General features: G+C 45.9%; 14 protein-coding genes. 10 read left to right on the top strand and 4 right to left on the bottom strand.

Features of this window, described 5'->3' with window-relative positions; translation table 11 throughout:
* Positions 1-9 precede the first annotated feature (9 nt).
* Entirely contained in the window at positions 10-1,182 is a 1,173-nt protein-coding gene (locus AC27G9_RS18280; protein ID WP_487075926.1) for an aminotransferase class I/II-fold pyridoxal phosphate-dependent enzyme, read from the bottom strand.
* Positions 1,183-1,389: 207 nt separating this feature from the next.
* Between AC27G9_RS18280 and AC27G9_RS18275 the strand changes: the two genes are divergently transcribed.
* Both AC27G9_RS18275 and AC27G9_RS18270 read left to right on the top strand, forming a co-directional pair.
* On the top strand, positions 1,390-3,054 hold the full coding sequence (locus AC27G9_RS18275) for a diguanylate cyclase domain-containing protein (RefSeq protein ID WP_487075925.1): 1,665 nt from the start codon (positions 1,390-1,392) through the stop codon (positions 3,052-3,054).
* A 235-nt stretch (positions 3,055-3,289) separates the two neighbouring features.
* Entirely contained in the window at positions 3,290-3,694 is a 405-nt protein-coding gene (locus AC27G9_RS18270) for a tellurite resistance TerB family protein (RefSeq protein ID WP_487075924.1), read from the top strand.
* A gap of 25 nt (positions 3,695-3,719) precedes the next feature.
* On the opposite strand, the gene AC27G9_RS18265 is transcribed toward AC27G9_RS18270, so the two are convergent.
* Positions 3,720-5,462 (bottom strand): ABC transporter transmembrane domain-containing protein, encoded by a 1,743-nt coding sequence (locus AC27G9_RS18265; RefSeq protein WP_487075923.1) that lies wholly within the window; start codon positions 5,460-5,462, stop codon positions 3,720-3,722.
* A 246-nt stretch (positions 5,463-5,708) separates the two neighbouring features.
* On the opposite strand from AC27G9_RS18265, the gene rpsP reads away from it, so the two are divergent.
* The 4 genes from rpsP to rplS are packed head-to-tail and all read left to right on the top strand — an operon-like array spanning position 5,709 to position 7,652.
* A complete protein-coding gene (rpsP, locus tag AC27G9_RS18260) occupies positions 5,709-5,957 on the top strand; it encodes a 30S ribosomal protein S16 (protein WP_487075922.1) in 249 nt (82 codons plus the stop codon).
* Positions 5,958-5,978: 21 nt separating this feature from the next.
* On the top strand, positions 5,979-6,500 hold the full coding sequence (rimM, locus tag AC27G9_RS18255; protein ID WP_487075921.1) for a ribosome maturation factor RimM: 522 nt from the start codon (positions 5,979-5,981) through the stop codon (positions 6,498-6,500).
* Positions 6,501-7,274: a tRNA (guanosine(37)-N1)-methyltransferase TrmD gene (trmD, locus tag AC27G9_RS18250; RefSeq protein ID WP_487075920.1), complete on the top strand. Its 774-nt coding sequence runs from the start codon at positions 6,501-6,503 to the stop codon at positions 7,272-7,274.
* Positions 7,275-7,292: 18 nt separating this feature from the next.
* The gene (rplS, locus tag AC27G9_RS18245; RefSeq protein ID WP_487076028.1) at positions 7,293-7,652 is read left to right on the top strand and encodes a 50S ribosomal protein L19; all 360 of its coding nucleotides are present in this window, start codon (positions 7,293-7,295) and stop codon (positions 7,650-7,652) included.
* A gap of 87 nt (positions 7,653-7,739) precedes the next feature.
* On the opposite strand, the gene AC27G9_RS18240 is transcribed toward rplS, so the two are convergent.
* Positions 7,740-7,997 (bottom strand): DUF3862 domain-containing protein, encoded by a 258-nt coding sequence (locus AC27G9_RS18240; RefSeq protein WP_487075919.1) that lies wholly within the window; start codon positions 7,995-7,997, stop codon positions 7,740-7,742.
* Positions 7,998-8,117: 120 nt separating this feature from the next.
* Between AC27G9_RS18240 and AC27G9_RS18235 the strand changes: the two genes are divergently transcribed.
* The 4 genes from AC27G9_RS18235 to tyrA all read left to right on the top strand — a co-directional run bounded on the left by AC27G9_RS18235 (position 8,118) and on the right by tyrA (position 12,950).
* The gene (locus AC27G9_RS18235; protein ID WP_487075918.1) at positions 8,118-8,615 is read left to right on the top strand and encodes a maltose acetyltransferase domain-containing protein; all 498 of its coding nucleotides are present in this window, start codon (positions 8,118-8,120) and stop codon (positions 8,613-8,615) included.
* A gap of 129 nt (positions 8,616-8,744) precedes the next feature.
* Positions 8,745-10,286, top strand: coding sequence for an AbgT family transporter (locus AC27G9_RS18230; RefSeq protein ID WP_487075917.1), 1,542 nt, complete (start codon positions 8,745-8,747; stop codon positions 10,284-10,286).
* A 418-nt stretch (positions 10,287-10,704) separates the two neighbouring features.
* Positions 10,705-11,796, top strand: a complete 1,092-nt coding sequence (locus tag AC27G9_RS18225; protein WP_487075916.1) for a 3-deoxy-7-phosphoheptulonate synthase — start codon at positions 10,705-10,707, stop codon at positions 11,794-11,796.
* A 17-nt stretch (positions 11,797-11,813) separates the two neighbouring features.
* A complete protein-coding gene (gene tyrA, locus AC27G9_RS18220) occupies positions 11,814-12,950 on the top strand; it encodes a bifunctional chorismate mutase/prephenate dehydrogenase (RefSeq protein WP_487075915.1) in 1,137 nt (378 codons plus the stop codon).
* A gap of 36 nt (positions 12,951-12,986) precedes the next feature.
* Here the strand turns inward: tyrA and pheA are convergent, their stop codons facing one another.
* Positions 12,987-14,168, bottom strand: coding sequence for a prephenate dehydratase (gene pheA, locus AC27G9_RS18215; RefSeq protein WP_487076027.1), 1,182 nt, complete (start codon positions 14,166-14,168; stop codon positions 12,987-12,989).
* Positions 14,169-14,261: the final 93 nt, after the last annotated feature.

Below are 14,261 nucleotides of genomic sequence, written 5' to 3'. Positions count from 1 at the left end.
TGTGCTATTTCACAGAACTGACGTGTTGGCAAAATCTAAAAGCCTATCAAGCCCTTTATCTAACGCCTCATCATCGGTTGCAAATGAGAGCCTGACATAGCGATCAGCGTTGAACTCTCCAAAGTCGTTACCCGGTGTCATGGCAACACAATGTTGCTCGAGTAACTGGTCACAAAACTCAATCGCTGTCATCCCTGTTTTTGCGATATTGATGTAAACATAAAAAGCGCCATCCGGTGAAACTTCGACATCGAGTACCGAATCTTTTAGCCTCGCGAGGACTTTGTTTTTGCGCTCTATCATTTTATGCCGACGAGCTTCACATACTGATAATGATGCGTCTGTAAAACACGCCAACGCGGCGTGTTGAGCTGGTGTAGATGGACAGATGTAGAGGTTTTGTGCGAGTTTTTCCATCACCTCAACCATAGCCTCAGGGACGACACACCAGCCCAATCGCCAACCTGTCATGCCGAAGTATTTTGAGAAGCTATTGATAACAATCGCATCCTTGTCTAAGGCAAGCACGGTTTGATTGGCCTGGTTATCGGATAGCTGAATATCTAAATAAATTTCGTCTACGACGCGCCAGGCATTGCGCTTTTGACAAAAGTCCCGGATGCGCTTCATTTCTTCTGTGCTGACACTCGTACCAGTCGGATTGGCGGGGGAAGCAATAACGACTCCGGTGGTGGAGGGTTGCCAAACGTTGGCGAGGTCATTAGCCGATATTTGAAATTGTTGCGACGCAGGAGCGGGAACCAATGTCACTTTTCCACCGAAGCTACTGATAAAACGTCGATTACAAGGGTAAGATGGATCACCAATGATGACGTTGTCGCCCTCATTGACCAATGCCGCACTCACGAGTAAAAGCGCCGCGCTGGCTCCTGCTGTTACTATGATTCTATTGTAAGGTATGTCTATACCATGCTTGTTTTTATAGAAAGCGGCAATGGCTTGGCGTAACGCTGTCAGACCAAGTGCAGAGGTATAGGGTAAATCGCCGGCAGACACCACTTTTTGCATGGCTTCGATAACTGCAGGAGGCGCACCAAAATCCGGTTCACCGAGATTGAAGCGGATCACATCATTACCCGCTTTTTCGAGTTCAGCCGCTCTCTCACCATATGCCATAGCCAGAAATGGGGAAATCGCGTTGGCGCGTTCAGAAAATTTCAAATATGTCGCCTTTTCGATAATAGTTAAATAAATGGGGAATGTAACGAGTCAAATTCAAGCTAGCAAGGCTTTTACCGATAATTTAAATACAGAGTGACCTTGTCGCTTACGAGTAGCAATCGAGCGTATTTGATGATGTACTAACAGTTGGTGTATTCCCAGTCACGCATTGTGTTTTTATCTAAAGCGCTAACCATGAGAGCTGACGTGTTGAAAACTAGTTATGGCGCCCTAGCAAAATTTTTACTGCTGTTTATTCTCAGCGCAGGGGGAGCGTGTGCCTCACGTACAGTGATTGCAGAGGACATCGTATTACTGCTGAACTCATATCACCCTCAGTACGGTTGGACCAAAGCATTGACTGAAGGTGTAACGGCAGGTCTAGAAGAGCATATCAAAAGCGAAAATCTGCATATCGAGTATCTCGATGGTAGATACATGATTGATGATCCTGTCTATAAGGCGACATTGAAAAATCGCATTCAAGCCAAATACAGTAGAATTCACCCCAACGTAATCATCGCCAGCGACGACTATGCGGTCGATTTTCTATTGGAAAATGGCGATGAATTGTTTCCCAACGTGCCTGTGGTTTATTTGGGGGTTAATTTTCTCAAACCCGAACTTGCTAGGCGGCAACATTACATCGGTATTCTCGAGGACATCGAAGTCGATGGCAATATTGAATTGATCCATCAACTTTTGCCAGATTTAACACGTTTGATTGTACTCACCGACAATACTGGGTTTGGCAAGCGCGTTCAGGGGATTACCCAAAACGCGATTGAAATTGGGCGTAGTCAAGGATTATGGCAAGAAACCGAGTTTGAAATTTGGTCTGATTTTTCCCTCGAGACGCTATATCAAGATCTGTCAGAATTACCCGAGAGTAGCGCGGTATTGATGGTTGCGATACATACTGATAACCAAGGCCATTACTTTTCTTACAAAGATGATTTACAAGAACTCACAGCACATTCCCGTGTCCCTGTTTTTGGAATGTTTGGGGCAACAATGCTGGGCAATGGCATCATTGGTGGGCTGATTAATTCACCCCAAGTTCAAGGGCAAGAAGTCGCGAAGCTAGCTGTTCAACTGTTAAAAGGGATGCCAGTAAGTCGATTGCCAAAATCTCAGATTGGCGGCTATTTCCCAAAATTTGATACCCGACGACTTGAGCAATTTGATATCGATAAGAGCCGTCTTCCAAGAGGGAGTGAATTGTTTTTTGAACATTCGCAATTAGCACCCAAAGCGAGGCAAAAGTGGTTGTTGGTCAGTGTATTAGGTGTATTGAGTTTGCTGCTTGCGGTGTTGCTGTACAACGTGCTCCGTCGAAAAGAAGCAGAAAAGCGCGCCAATACCGACGTCTTAACCCAACTGCCGAACCGTCGAGCAGGGGAGGAGTGGCTTAAATCAAGATGGCTGCACAGTCATACCCATCAATCTCGATTCGCCGTAGGCGTATTGGATATAGACCACTTCAAGCGGGTAAATGATGAGTTCGGCCATGATGGTGGCGACAAAGTATTGATAGAAGTATCGCAGAGGATTCAGCGGGTATTGAGGGCAACTGACAAACTGTATCGATGGGGCGGTGAAGAGTTCGTTATTTATTTTGACTTCGTAGATACCATGACTCTCGAAAAAGTCGGAGAACGAATCCGCACTGCAATTGCCGATATTGATATTGCGCCAGTTGGCAAGGTAACCGCGAGTATGGGGCTTGCTGTTTTGAGAGAAAACGACACCTTGGAGAGCCTATTACTCAGAGCCGACTCAGCGCTATATCGCGCGAAAGAGTCCGGACGCAATCGCGTCTGTACCGAATCAAACAAGGCGTCAAGTTCCGAATCAAATCACGAAGCCTGACAGCCAAACACGTCTGCTGGACTATTCGTCGCAATTTTCTGTTTTCACCTATTCAATGGCTTGATTTTTTACAACTCAGCCCTATATTAACAATTCCTTAACACCTCATATCGAACTTGTTGGGACAAAGTGTTGTCTACTTTTGACTTACACGGACTCAACAGCTGATCGGGCAGGGCGGCTAGACAGCGTTTCGCGCATTCGTGTTTTTTTGCACATAATTCGGAGAGAGTTTATGCAGTTATCTCATCAACAACATTTCAATCAGGCGTTGATAAAATTATCGGTTTTACTTTACCAAGTGGACGGCAAAGTGACCTTAACTGAGCAAGATTATTTAGAAGAAATGGTATCGTCGTTGGATTGGGATAGCCCAATCTCAATTGAAGCTTTCATTAACGATGCCATTTATCAAACGAGAAAGGCCATAGATACCGGCCAGTCTGTAGATTATTTAAGAGCGATGCAGCCTGAATTAACATTTAATGCTGAGAGAGCCATGGAAGTGGCGATGGCAATCACAGGGTGTGATGGCGAACGTTGTGATGAGGAAACGGAATTACTGTCTTTACTCACGCACAAACTCTTGGCCAAAGCATTAACCCAGCAAACCACACCACCGACCGCTACGATCAATTAAAGTATAGGGCGCAGCGGCGCCCTACTTACGCCATCAATTGTAGCTCGGCGTACTCACGATAAATGGTATCTGTTTTCATCAATTCTTCGTGAGTGCCTTGTCCCACAATTTTACCGTGTTCCATAACTACGATGCGGTCTACATGCTGCACTGTGGCTAGGCGGTGAGCAATGACAATAGTCGTTCTATTTTCCATCAATTTGTCTAGCGCTTGCTGCACTTTCGTTTCACTTACCGCATCAAGTGCGCTGGTGGCTTCGTCTAACAAAAGAATCGGGCGGTCTGCCAATATGGCTCTAGCAATGGCGATCCGTTGTCGCTGACCACCAGAGAGTTTGACGCCTCGCTCTCCTAGCTCACTATTGTATCCGTCACTGAGCTGTTGAATAAATTCGTCTGCGTGGGCAGCTTTGGCAGCCGTCACCACGTCCAAATCGCTTGCGTCAGGTCTGCCGTAGCGTATGTTTTCCATGACCGTATCCGCAAAGACAACAGGTTCTTGAGATACCATGGCGATTGATTTTCGTAAACTGTCCAAGGTCAGCTCATCGATGGCATGACCATTGATAGTGATACTTCCTTTACTGACGTCATAAAAACGCATAATGAGCTGGAACAGTGTCGACTTTCCAGCACCACTCGCACCGACCAGTGCCAGTTTTTCGCCCGGTGTGATGGTAAGGTCAAGAGCTTGGAAAAGTGGGGAAGCCTCTGGGTAGCTAAATGCAACCTGGTTAAAGCAAATTTGTGGCGGTGTGTGTGTGCTGGGTAATACTTTTTCTCCGGAATATACACTGGGCTCGGCTCGGAGTAGTTCAATTAAACGCTCGCTTGCTCCCACACCTCGTTGGACTTCGCCAATAACTTCGCTTATTGTCGCAATGCTACCGCCAGCCATAACCGCATAAAACAGGAAAGCGGACAATTCACCAACGGATAGTTCACCCGAAAAGACTTGTCTGGCGCCAACCCAAGCAATAAAAATAATGGCGCTCATGCTGAGTAACATAATAGCACAGATGAGCAAGGCGCGATATCGCATGCGCTTACGCGCCATATCCATTGCGCTTTCTACGCGACTGCCAAAGTGTTGTTTTTCTCTCGCTTCGGAAACAAACGCTTGGACCGTATGTATTTCATGCAGTGTTTCATCAATATGCGCCCCTAAATCGGCGACTTTATCTTGGCTAAGCTTTGCATATCGACGGACTTTGGGGGCAAGAACTCTGATGGGAATGAGGACAAACGGCACCGCAAGTAGAACACAAAGTGTTAAAATAGGGCTACTGAAACCCATTAACACCAAAGAGCCGACGAAAGTGATCAATGACCTTATGGTCATTGATAAACTCATGCCGATGACCGTTTGCAAAACGGTTGTATCACTTGTAAAACGCGAAATGACCTCGCCGGTTCGCAATGTCGAAAAGAAAGACGGCGACAGATCAAGCAAATGGTTATAAACGGACTGGCGAATATCTGCGCTCACCCGTTCTCCTAGCCACGTCATCAGGTAGAAGCGAAAGTAGGTAGCAATACTTGCAACCAAACACAGTAACAATACCCCCACAAGTGCAGTATTCAATGTCGCCATATTGTCAGCTGCAAAGCCCTTATCTACGGCATACTTGATACCCTGTCCCAAAGCCAGCCAAGCTGTAGCAGCAACGAATAGGGCGATGACTGCGCCAATGACACGGGTTTTATAATTTGCCAAAAATTGATAGAGCCATGCGATGACATCGCGAGTGGAAATAGAAGTTGTCAAAATGACCTCGATTTATATTAACTACACTATTTAGTTTACTTTAGTTTGGTGGCAAAGTGGAGCCGAATGATGCGACTAAAGCAGCTGGGCGATATAGATACAGAAATGGGGTACGCGTTTGTATTTTTCAATTGCATAATTTTATTGCAATTCGCCCTCAGATCCGTATAATTCCGCGGCCTTTCAAAGCCATCTCGGTTTAGAAAGGTAAGTTAACGGTAACGCTACAACGAGTTTGAGGCATATATGGTTACTATTCGTTTACAGCGTGGTGGCGCTAAAAAGCGTCCATTTTATCAAGTCGTAGTGGCTGACAGCCGCCGTGCAAGAAACGGGCGTTTCATCGAAAACGTTGGTTTCTTCAACCCTACTGCACAGGGCCAAGCTGAGCGTCTTCGCTTAGATCTTGAGCGTGTTGATTACTGGGTTGGCGTTGGCGCAGGTCTGTCTGATCGCGTAGCGAACTTGGTTAAAGAAGCTAAGAAATCTGCTTAATTGCAGCAACCGGTGGTATAGATGAGTCAAGCGTCTGACACAATTATTGTTGGCAAGATCGGAGCACCTTACGGTGTGAAGGGCTGGGCCAAAATTAACAGCTATACCGAAGTACCGGATGGTATTTTTGATTACCAACCCTGGATTCTAGGGGATGGTAAGGAATATCGAATTGACGAGTGGCGTCCTCACGGTAAAAACCTGGTCGCAAAGTTGGTAGGAATTGACAGTCGAGATGACGCTGAGCGCATCAAAAACTTGGATATTACTATCACACCAGCACAACTTCCTTCATTGGAAGACGGTGAATTTTACTGGCGAGACCTGCAAGGCATGCAAGTGGTTAACCTAGACGGTTACAACTTGGGTGTCGTAAAAGAGGTTTTTAATACTGGTGCTAATGACGTGATGAGCGTTAAAGCCAATATTAATGACGCTTTTGGTCAAAAAGAACGTTTATTGCCGTTTGTATTGGATGACGTTGTGCATTCAGTGGATATGGCAGGCAAGGTCATTAAAGTTGACTGGGAACCGGGGTTTTAAGTGACCGCGGAGAAGTGGTTTGGCATTATCAGTCTATTTCCTGAAATGTTTGGCCCTTACACCCAACAAGGTGTAATCGGCAGAGCAGTTAAATCAGGCAAGATTGAAGTCGAACACTACAATCCCAGAGATTTTACTCATGACCGCCATCGAACTGTCGATGACCGTCCTTACGGCGGTGGTCCGGGCATGTTAATGATGGTGAAGCCACTTACAGACGCAATTGCGGCAGCCAAACAGGCTGGCGGAAAAAACAGTAAGGTGATTTACCTTTCACCACAGGGTAAAAAACTGAACCAAGCTGGTGTGAACACATTGGCACAACACGATCGGATGATTTTGATTTGCGGTCGGTATGAAGGCATCGATGAACGGGTAATCGAAAGCCATGTTGACGAAGAATGGTCAATTGGTGATTACGTGTTAAGTGGAGGAGAACTCCCTGCATTGGTGCTAATGGATGCTGTTGCGAGATTGGTGCCTGGTGTACTGGGTCATAACCAATCAGCGATTGAAGATTCGTTTACTGATGGCTTGTTAGATTGCCCGCATTATACGCGGCCGGAAGTGTTGGATGGAAAATCAGTTCCCAGTGTTTTGTTGAGTGGGGATCACAAAAAAATCAGGCAGTGGCGCTTGCAACAGTCTCTTGGTAGAACATGGTTGCGACGCCCTGAATTGTTAAATCACCTAGCTCTGACTGAGGAGCAGCAGCGCTTGCTAGAAGCCTTTCAAACGGCTTTTGAAGCGACTCTGCAGCAAGATGACAGTTAACTAGGACGAGAGGATATGATGAGCAAAGTCAATCAAGATATCATCAAAAAAATCGAAGAAGCACAGCTAAAGTCTGACGTGCCAGCATTTGGCCCTGGTGACACAGTTGTGGTTAAAGTTCGTGTTACCGAAGGTGACAAAGAGCGTCTTCAGGCATATGAAGGCGTTGTAATCGCAAAACGTAACCGTGGTCTACACTCGTCTTTTACCGTGCGTAAAATCTCTAGCGGCGAAGGCGTAGAGCGTGTTTTCCAAACACACAGCCCTGCAATCTCTTCAATCGAAGTGAAACGTCGTGGTGCTGTTCGTCGTGCTAAGCTTTACTATCTACGCGAGCGTTCAGGTAAGTCTGCACGTATCAAAGAGAAGCTTAACTAAGATTACTAATCCAGCGTTACTGTTAACTGTGAAAAACCCGCCTTCAGGCGGGTTTTTTGTATCTTGTGTTCGGCAAAGTAATGTAAGTTACTTTAATCCGTCATTCGAAAACGCAACGGCGTTATCAGCGACAAAGCTGACTTTGATATGTTTAGCATCTTCATTGCCCCACACGCACGTTTTTGTACCGAGCGATTCTGAACAGTTATCTGCACCGCCAATGATACTCTCTACTTCTTCTACAGCCATTCCCATTTTTAACTTGTCATAGTTTTCTGTTGTGAGTTTAGAACAACCTGTAAGGAAAAGTGCCACTGCTGCTGCACCAATTAATTGACGTTTCATTATGCCTCCTGGACAAATTATTGTTACCTTGTTCTTCTCCATATTAACGCAAAGCCCTCGAAGCAGTTAGTGATAACTTTACTTCCTTTGCCTTCGGCCATTACAGGAGCAATATTTTTGGTGTCGGTTGATAAAAGCAGTCAAATTTGGCGATTGGTACAAAGTGGCCACTGGTACTTAACCAATGCGAAACCACTAAAACGAGCTCGTTTAGAGGCCAAGCGATTGTGCTGGGCTCTCAATCAAGCAACTGAGCATCGCGATGATCTCATCAGCGAATTATTGCCCAATGCGAAATCTAAGCGTATTGGTAAGCACTTCTATTGTGATTATGGCTTTAACATTGCCATTGGTTACCACAGCGAGATTGGTTGCAATGCGGTAATTCTCGACGCTGCCTCTGTGACAATTGGAGAAAACGTATGTATTGGGAACCGTGTAACCATGGCTACCATCAACCACCATAAAGATCCTGTTAAACGGTCTCAAGGTTGGCAGAGCGCTCAACCGATAGTCATTGGCGACAATGTAAAGTTAGGTGATGACGTAGTGGTGCTACCTGGCAGCTGCATCCCTGATGGCGCTGAGGTAGCCAGCGGCATGGTAGTCACTTCTTAAACACCTTAAAAATACCAACCCTGATATGGGGTTTGTAAATGAATTGTGTCAAACTATCTGTCATAGCGTCGTGCACTTGGGTTTAACGGTGCCGAGTCCAATTAAAATAATAATGATTAGGGAAAAACTATGGCAGTGAATCAATCTTCGTGGGCGACCCGCGCCCTAGATAAAGTGGAAAGGGTGGGGAATAAACTTCCTGATCCAGCGATGATTTTCTTCTTTTGTTTGTTGATAGTCTGGGGACTTTCAGCACTTTTATCTCAGTTCTCATTTGATACCCTTGACCCCCGAACTGGGCAGGCTGTGGTTGTCAACAACTTGCTCACGGGAGACTCCTTAGCTGACTTCCTGTCGAGAATGGTAAAAATCTTCACCGGTTTTGCGCCACTGGGTGTGGTGTTGGTCGCTATGCTTGGTGTCGGTGTGGCCGAACACTCGGGTTTTATTAGTGCTGGTTTAAAGCGAATGCTGGACTGGACACCAAGAGCCTTACTGACGCCCGTTGTAGTGCTCGTTGCCATTGTCAGTCACACTGCAACGGATGCTGGCTATGTGCTGGTAATCCCGCTCGCTGGGGTTATCTTTTATGCGATGGGGCGACACCCCCTAGCGGGTATTGCTGCGGCTTTTGCCGGAGTGAGTGGTGGTTTTTGCGCGAACTTTATTCCGTCAGCCATCGATCCCTTGTTGCAGTCTTTCACACAATCAGCGGCGCAAATTATCGATCCTGATATCCAAATTAATCCGCTAAACAACTGGTTCTTCAACTCAGCGTCTAGCATCATCATTATATCCATCGCTTGGTATTTAACAGATAAGGTCATTGAACCGAGACTCGCTGACGTTGAAATTGACGGCGATACCAATGAGATCCCCAAATTCGAAGAGCTCGATAAACAGCAGTCTAAAGCATTGCGAGTTGCGTCTATTGTCATGCTATTGGGTATCGGCGCATTGATTGCGATTTTGGTGCCGGATACCTCACCCATGCGAGACGCCAATGGACAATTGACTTCCTTCGCCGCGCCAGTAATGCAATCTATTGTTCCCCTCATATTCTTGTTGTTTTTGTTGCCGGGTGTTGTCTATGGGTTTATGTCAGGGGCTTATCAGTCGAGTAAAGACATGATTGCAAGTATGACAAAAGCCATGCAAGGAATGAGTTATTACATTGTGATGGCGTTTTTCTGCGCCTTGTTTATCGACGCATTTGGTAAATCCAATCTCGGTGCATTGCTGGCAATCGAAGGGGCTGAGGTATTAAAAGCGTTGCAGCTACCCAGTATGGTTACCATAGTGGGCATCATTTTTTTGACCGCATTTGTGAATTTGTTTGTAGGTTCTTCATCGGCTAAATGGGCATTGCTGGGGCCGATTTTTGTACCCATGTTGATGCAGCTTGGCATCTCTCCTGACCTTACCCAAGCAGCTTATCGGTTGGGTGATTCGTCATCTAACATAGTGACACCATTAATGCCGTATTTTCCATTGGTAGTAGTTTATTGTCAGCGATACGTGACGAATACCGGAATCGGCACCTTGTTATCATTAATGTTACCGTTTACTGTGACTATATTGGTAGTATGGACCGCGTTTTTACTACTTTATTGGGGGCTGGGTTTACCACTTGGTCTGCAATCGAGCTATGTTTACCCCGCAGTAGGTTAACCATCAGCTTTGTCTCGGGGCGGTATCGTTGACTGCCCCGATTCTTCATTTCAGTGCGTCTTTTCACTCGCCTTTTATCGATAGACTTTACCTCTGCTTAAAAAAACACCGCTTTATTGCAAAGCTCTGGATTGTTGCCCCTGTTTTTACTGTTGTTGGGTGGAATTTTATCTATTTCGGTTCGGTCTGATGTACGTACATTAAAGATAAATAAAGGGTTTCTTATTCGTTAAGAAAGGTTACCTGTCACAATGTATAAATATATCTTGCTTCGTTATAACTGAACTGTTAAAAAGTCAAGCTGTAAGGCGTTTATGTTTGTTTTTGTTGTAATGTATTCTTTACGTTTTGCCTATTAGGACATTACCAGCTATTCGTCAGATATTTAAACTCCCATGATTTATTGAGAAAGACCATTATGACCAAGGACACTGTAGACAACATCCATATCAAGGGCGAACGCGTTCTCATAACGCCTGAAGAATTAGCCAAAGAACTCCCAGTTTCAGAAAGAGCGCTGGATAATATTGAATCAACTCGCAATGTGATATCTGACATTATTCACGGTAAAGATCACAGACTACTTGTTATCAGTGGGCCGTGCTCTATCCATGATATCGAAGCTGCGAAAGCCTATGCCTTGAAGCTCAAAGAATTACATGAAACCTGCAAAGATACCTTGTTCATTGTCATGCGTGTGTATTTTGAGAAGCCAAGAACAACAGTAGGGTGGAAAGGGCTGATCAACGATCCGCACTTAGATGGCACCTTCGATATTGAAACTGGCTTGCGCAAGGCCCGAGAACTCTTGATTTGGTTGGCGGAGCTGGAGTTGCCTGTAGCCACTGAAGCACTCGACCCAATTAGTCCTCAATACTTGGCTGAATTGTTCAGCTGGAGTGCCATTGGAGCTAGAACATCTGAAAGTCAAACTCACCGCGAAATGGCTAGTGGCTTATCGATGCCAGTTGGCTTTAAAAATGGTACCGATGGCAGTTTAGGTATTGCTATCAATGCATTGAAATCAGCAGCTTCTGGCCACAGTTTTATGGGGATCAATAAACAGGGGCAAGTGAGTATCATTGCGACTCAAGGTAACCCAGATGGCCACATCATTTTGCGTGGTGGTAAACAGCCAAACTATGATTCTGTGTGCGTGTCTGATTGTGAGATAGAGCTTGAAAATGCAGGATTAACTGCAGGTTTGGTGGTCGATTGTAGTCATGCCAATTCAAGCAAAGATTATCGCCGACAGCCGTTAGTGGCACAAAACGTAGTCAATCAGATTCTAGAGGGGAACCAGTCGATCATTGGTATCATGCTGGAGAGCCATTTGAATGCGGGTAATCAAAGCTCAGATGGTAAAACCTTTGCTGAACTCGATTACGGCGTTTCCATAACTGATGGCTGTATTGACTGGGATAGCACAGAAACCTTGATTACGCAGACCCGCGATAAATTGATAACTGTGTTACCATTACGTCAACAAAGGAAAACTTTAGAAAGTTAAGGATCTAGTCTTAACCTATGTCGGATTTCACTTCTCAACTCGCCGCATTGCGGGCGAATATTGACGACATTGACTCTCAGTTAGTCGAGCTACTTGCTCGGCGAGCTGAGATTACCAATCAAGTAGGCCAAATCAAAACGCAAACCGGTATGCCAATTTATGTACCGGAGCGCGAAGCACAATTGATTCAATCTCGCCGTGCCCAAGCGGGTGAAATTGGTGTCTCAGAACAGCTTGTCGAGGACTTGTTGCGTCGCATCATGCGTGAGTCGTATTTGACCCAAAACGGCCAATATCGTTGCGTCAACCCAGATTTAGGTCAGGTTGTAGTAATTGGTGGGCGAGGGGCATTGGGTAAAGTCTTTGTTACCTTGTTTGAGAAAAGTGGCTATGACGTTGTTGCCCTCGAAAAAGAGGATTGGCTCAAAGACGACACTGACGCCTTACTGAGATCGGCAAAACTCGTTATCGTCGCAGTACCTATCATAGTCACTGAACCCGTTATCGGCAGATTGAGTATGCTGTCTGATGACTGTATTTTGGCAGATATCACGAGTATCAAAGGTAAACCCCTGAAGGCGATGCTCGATGTGCACAAGGGACCTGTGGTGGGATTGCACCCCATGTTCGGTCCAGATTCGCCGGGTATGATTAAACAAGTGGTCGTGGTGTGTGATGGTCGGCAACCAGATGCTTACTCGTGGTTAGTGGAGCAAATGACAACTTGGGGCGCGACAATTCATCACAGTTCTGCTCAAGAGCACGACGAAGCGATGGCGTTCATCCAAGTCATGCGACATTTCAACACCTTTGTCTATGGTCAGCACTTGGCGGGTGAGAACCCGAACCTCAATGATTTAACGGTTTTTAGTTCGCCAATTTATCGACTCGAACTGGTAATGGTTGGTAGGCTGTTTGCTCAAGCGCCGGAGCTCTATGGTGATATTATTTTCAGTAATCCGGACAACTTCAAATTACTGAGACGCTTTCATAATCGTTTCGGTGACGCATTGGCCATGTTGGAGCGACAGGATAAACAAGCGTTTATTCAACAGTTCAAAGTCGTCGGTGAATGGTTTGGCGATTATGCTAAGCGATGTTTATTAGACAGTAAGCAATTACTCCGAAATGCAGACGACAATAAGCAGTTGTAAAAAAAAAGCGCCTAAATCGGCGCTTTTTTATGAGTCTTATTCCGTTAATGCACTGACGGCCGCGACCTTGGTTGGGCTGATTTCCTCGCTCGGATAGCAACCCAGTACTTTGATATATCGCGTAATCTTTCGCAGACCATCAATCGCCATTTCCAGGGGACCATCTTGCAGATTGCCTTCTACATCAATGTAAAACATTTCTTCCCATGGGTTACCCGTGATAGGGCGCGACTCAAGCTTGGTCATGTTGATACCTTTATCGCGAAGGACCAGCAACGCATCTACCAGAGCGCCAGGCTTTTGAACTGTCGACATCACAAGCGTGGTTTTTGCAGGGACTTGTAATGGCACTTTAACAGCATCTCTAGCCACAACGATAAAGCGGCTGTGGTTTTCTTTTTGGTTGGCAAGGTTTGACTTGATTGCAGTCAGGCCGTACAGGTTACCTCCGGCTTCACTACCGATGGCGGCCACGTCATCACGCCCCAATTCGCTTACCGTTAACATCGCTGAAGAGGTACTGTCACAGGTTTTGACTTCAACGTTGCCGAGTTCCGCAAGGAAATGGCTGCACTGTGCAAACACCTGAGGGTGAGCATACAAGGTTTTAATTTGATTGAGTTCCGTATCAGTCGCGACCAATAGCGAGTGGCGAATGGGGTGTGTCAGCTCACCGATTATGCTCAATTGAGTGTGTTGCAGTTGGTCATACACCTCATTGATACTACCTGAGCTGGTGTTTTCAATCGGTAGTACCGCATAGTCTGCTTCCGCATTCTCCACTTTTTGAATGATCTCTGCGAAGCTTTGGCAGCCAATCTCGAGCACTTCACCTGGGCGTCGGGAAAAATACTTTTGTGTGGCGAGGTAGCTGTAAGAGCCCCTGTCACCCAAGAACGCTACGCGATTTAGCGGCAGTTCACTGCCAGGATTAGCTCGGCTTGCCAGCATCGCTTGCTGGTTGAGCACACTGTCTTCGATAATGACGTGAAAAATCTGCGTAACGTAGTGGGGGTCTAAGCCTACAGTTTGGGCTTGTTTGATCAAGCGGACAAGAAGTTGTTCTTCGCGCTTTTGATCGCGCACCGGAATGTGGTGCTTGATTTTTGTTTCTGCCACTTCGTTAGTCAGCTGTCGGCGCTCAGCCAACAAAGATAGCAACTGGCTATCGAGTTCGGTAATTCTTAGTCTTACTGCATCTAAAGCGGGATCTGACATAATCGTGGTTCTCGGTCCTATTTTAAGCAAAAAAAAACCTCCCTATTGGGAGGTTCTCAGACACGTAATACCCCCCTCATCGGTCGAAGGTAA

Source organism: Alteromonas sp. 5NS40-0096, from assembly GCF_057544385.1.
Note: the sequence above shows the minus strand (reverse complement) of the source record. Positions and strands in the feature narration are given on the sequence as shown.

Excerpts from the sequence above, each read along its gene's own strand:
- AC27G9_RS18270 (WP_487075924.1), top strand. The coding sequence starts at position 3,290 with ATGCAGTTATCTCATCAACAACATTTCAATCAGGCGTTGATAAAATTA.
- rpsP (WP_487075922.1), top strand. The coding sequence starts at position 5,709 with ATGGTTACTATTCGTTTACAGCGTGGTGGCGCTAAAAAGCGTCCATTT.
- rimM (WP_487075921.1), top strand. The coding sequence starts at position 5,979 with ATGAGTCAAGCGTCTGACACAATTATTGTTGGCAAGATCGGAGCACCT.
- rplS (WP_487076028.1), top strand. The coding sequence starts at position 7,293 with ATGAGCAAAGTCAATCAAGATATCATCAAAAAAATCGAAGAAGCACAG.
- AC27G9_RS18240 (WP_487075919.1), bottom strand. The coding sequence starts at position 7,997 with ATGAAACGTCAATTAATTGGTGCAGCAGCAGTGGCACTTTTCCTTACA.
- AC27G9_RS18230 (WP_487075917.1), top strand. The coding sequence starts at position 8,745 with ATGGCAGTGAATCAATCTTCGTGGGCGACCCGCGCCCTAGATAAAGTG.
- AC27G9_RS18225 (WP_487075916.1), top strand. The coding sequence starts at position 10,705 with ATGACCAAGGACACTGTAGACAACATCCATATCAAGGGCGAACGCGTT.
- tyrA (WP_487075915.1), top strand. The coding sequence starts at position 11,814 with ATGTCGGATTTCACTTCTCAACTCGCCGCATTGCGGGCGAATATTGAC.
- pheA (WP_487076027.1), bottom strand. The coding sequence starts at position 14,168 with ATGTCAGATCCCGCTTTAGATGCAGTAAGACTAAGAATTACCGAACTC.